At 29.0% G+C, this 3212-nt stretch carries 3 protein-coding genes and 2 pseudogenes; 4 read left to right on the forward strand and 1 reads right to left on the reverse strand.

All coding sequences use genetic code 11. From position 1 onward, the window contains the following. Nucleotides 1-86 (reverse strand): annotated as a pseudogene (locus HMPREF2846_RS14155) (IS6 family transposase); the annotation flags it as partial. Nucleotides 87-294: 208 nt separating this feature from the next. On the opposite strand from HMPREF2846_RS14155, the gene HMPREF2846_RS04535 reads away from it, so the two are divergent. The 4 genes and pseudogenes from HMPREF2846_RS04535 to HMPREF2846_RS14670 all read left to right on the forward strand — a co-directional run. Then, nucleotides 295-513, forward strand: a complete 219-nt coding sequence (locus tag HMPREF2846_RS04535) for a hypothetical protein (RefSeq protein WP_070625905.1) — start codon at nucleotides 295-297, stop codon at nucleotides 511-513. A gap of 24 nt (nucleotides 514-537) precedes the next feature. After that, the gene (locus tag HMPREF2846_RS14665) at nucleotides 538-672 is read left to right on the forward strand and encodes a hypothetical protein (RefSeq protein WP_256274289.1); all 135 of its coding nucleotides are present in this window, start codon (nucleotides 538-540) and stop codon (nucleotides 670-672) included. Between the two features lie 67 nt (nucleotides 673-739). Then, nucleotides 740-2890: a peptidase domain-containing ABC transporter gene (locus HMPREF2846_RS04540; protein WP_070625907.1), complete on the forward strand. Its 2151-nt coding sequence runs from the start codon at nucleotides 740-742 to the stop codon at nucleotides 2888-2890. Beyond that, nucleotides 2887-2970, forward strand: a pseudogene (locus HMPREF2846_RS14670) (replication protein); the annotation flags it as partial. The gene HMPREF2846_RS04540 and the pseudogene HMPREF2846_RS14670, both read left to right, overlap by 4 nt. Nucleotides 2971-3212: the final 242 nt, after the last annotated feature.

Consider the following 3212-nt stretch of genomic DNA (forward strand, 5'->3'; position numbering starts at 1 on the left):
CGATAACTCAATGCATATCTTAGATAGTAGCCAAAGGCTACAGTGATAACATCCTTGTTAAATTATTTATATCTGAAATAGTTCATAAAGAAGGCTCCTTCTTTGTTAAAATCATACTATAAATTTAACTTTACAACAGAACCGACTTTTATCTAAATAATTTTTTTACATTTTGTTAATTGTGTTTTAATAATCGATAGTTAAAATGAAAAATATCAAAGAGCTATGCTTTTTGATTAATTAATAGCTTGTTTTTTGATTAAAATAGTCAAAATAATTTAGGAGGTTATTATAATGAAAAAATTAAATTTAGCAGAGCTAAACACTATTAATGGCGGAGGAGTTATGGATAGTGTTCGTGGAGGACTTTCGGATATGAAAAATGGATTTAAAGAAGGCTTAGGCGAGTGGGAAGGTGGAACTAATACAAACGGCTGGATTGGTAGAACCGGAGGAAAAGTTGCTGGCGGTGCTAGAGACTTTATTAATTCTGCAAATGAACAATTGAAATAATAAAAGTCATGGAGGAGAAAATTAATGAAAAAGTTATCGAATCAAGAAATAAAACAAATTAATGGTGGTAATACTTGGGAAAGCCTTGGTGAAATCACTGGAAAATTAGCTAATAAAGTAGATAATATAAGCATCAGTTTTGGTGGAAAGAAAAAATAAAATATTAAATACAACATATGCGAGGATGGTATACCACCCTCGCATATGCTTTATAGAGGGTGAAAATGTGAAATTAAAATACATCCAACAGTACGATGAAAAAGATTGTGGTCCAACTTGTCTGGCGATGATCTCTCAGTATTATGGTAAACGTGTATCTATACCTAAGCTACGAGAATTGGCTAAAACAGATAAATTAGGGACAAATCTATACGGTTTAATAAAAGCAGGAGAAAAGATAGGTATCCAGCTTACAGGAGTGAAAGTAGAGTCTATTAAAGAACTAAATTCAGCAAAGTTCCCTGTAATTGTACATATTATCAATCAGCAAGGTTATGATCATTTTGTAATTATTGAAAAAATAAAAAATAATAAAATACATATTGTCGATCCTGGAAAAGGCAGATATAGACTTAATAAAAATGAATTTAATGAGCAATGGACGAACATTGCTGTATTAATTGAAAAAATGAGTACTTTTACAGTGGAAAATGAATCACCATCATATATGAAGCTATTTGTAGATATTTTTATAACAAATAAATTAAAAATATATTCGTTGGTTTTTATGTCATTTGTAATTAATACAATTGGTATTCTTGGAGCACTGTTTTTTAAATATTTGACAGATAATATTATACCAAACAACTTGATATCAAATCTTCATTTATTAGGTATGGGGATTCTTGCTCTATATATATCATCTATTATTTTAACTTATATAAGGTATGAGATGATTTTGCAGCTTAGTTTGAAAATAGATATAAATTTAATGAAAAATTATTTTTATCATGTGCTTCATTTACCTACAAATTTCTTTGATACGAGGAAAAGTGGAGAAATTTTACAAAGATTTATGGATACATCAAAGATTAGAGAAGCTTTATCGTCCTCCACAGTAACATTACTTGTTGATACTTTAATGATACTAATTGGAGGCACCTTACTTTATTTACAGAGCTCTAGGTTACTATTAATAACATTAATATTTATTCCCTTATTAATTGTATGTGTCTTCATATTAAAAAAAACGTTTGAGTATTACAATCAGAAAGTTGCAGAAAATGATGCTGATTTGAGTTCTTATTTAATTGAATCTTTTGATGGTAATCAAATTATTAAAAGTTATCACTCAGAAGAAAATGTTTATAATAAAGCAGTGACTAAATTTGATAAATTAATGAAAAATCTTTTAAAACTAGGACGATTTTCAAATTTACAATTATCGTTTAATAGCTTCTTAAAAATGATGATTAGCTTAGTTATTTTATGGGCAGGCGGTTACTTTGTAATTCATGAAGAAATGACATTAGGGAGCTTATTAGCATTTAATGCTTTAACAATATATTATTTAGATCCCATAGAAAGGTTAATAAACATACAACCCACTCTACAGTCATCTTTTGTAGCTGCAAGACGTATTGCAGAAATTACAGATTTAGATACAGAACCAAAAAATTATGAAGAAAATCTACCTTATAAATTTGATAATAAAATCGCATTGCAGAATGTATCTTTTCAGTATGGTTTTCGAAGTATAGTTCTTGATAGTGTGAATATAGATATTAAAAAGGGAAATAAAATTGCTATTGTTGGAGAAAGTGGTAGTGGGAAGAGTACAGTAGGTAAGTTATTAGCCAGATACTATGATGTTAATGAAGGGGAAATTTTAATTGATAATGAAGATATTAATAAAATAAAATTAGTAGAATTAAGAGAGAGGATAGGTTATGTATCACAAGATACATTCTTATTTGCTGATACAATTTCTAATAACTTATTACATGGAAGTAACGAATTCAAATCTGAGAGTGCAGTCTTAGAAGCATGTAAAAATGCTGAAGCGCTAGATTTTATTAATAAATTACCCAATAAATTTGATACAATGCTTGAAAAAAGAGGGTCTAATTTGTCAGGTGGACAAGCCCAAAGAATTTCTTTAGCCAGAGCATTTTTAAAAGATCCAGATATTTTTATCTTTGATGAAGCCACTAGTGCATTAGATAGTATTACGGAGAAAAAAATAATGAGTACTATAGATCAGTTGGTTTATAATGAAGGAAAAACCGCAATTATAATCTCTCATAAACTTAGTACGGTTAAAAATGCTGATATTATATATGTATTACAAGATGGGCAAATGTGTGAACAAGGGAAGCACGATGAGCTTTTAAAGCTTCAAGGTATATACAATGAATTATGGAACTTACAAGTTTAAATTTAGATAATGTTGAAGATGGCAATTTAATTAATACAAGTGACGAAGAAGAAAAGTCATATTCAATTGCAGCAATTTAGAATTTTGAAAAAACAAAATTATGTCTTTTTGCCCCTGTGGGGAATATAACGATCAACCGTCATGATTGCCCAATTTTCATGTTGATTTTTTAATTTGCATGTAACTGGGTTTCACTTTATTCGATATATGAGAATGACTTTACCTAATAATTGAGAAAAGCAACGCACTATATTAAAATGCGTTGCTTTCTATTATCGAATACCTATAACTAAACTATCTCTAGCTGTTTCTACAACTTCTG

The organism is Staphylococcus sp. HMSC056G08, assembly GCF_001812305.1.
Lineage (GTDB): Bacteria > Bacillota > Bacilli > Staphylococcales > Staphylococcaceae > Staphylococcus > Staphylococcus simulans.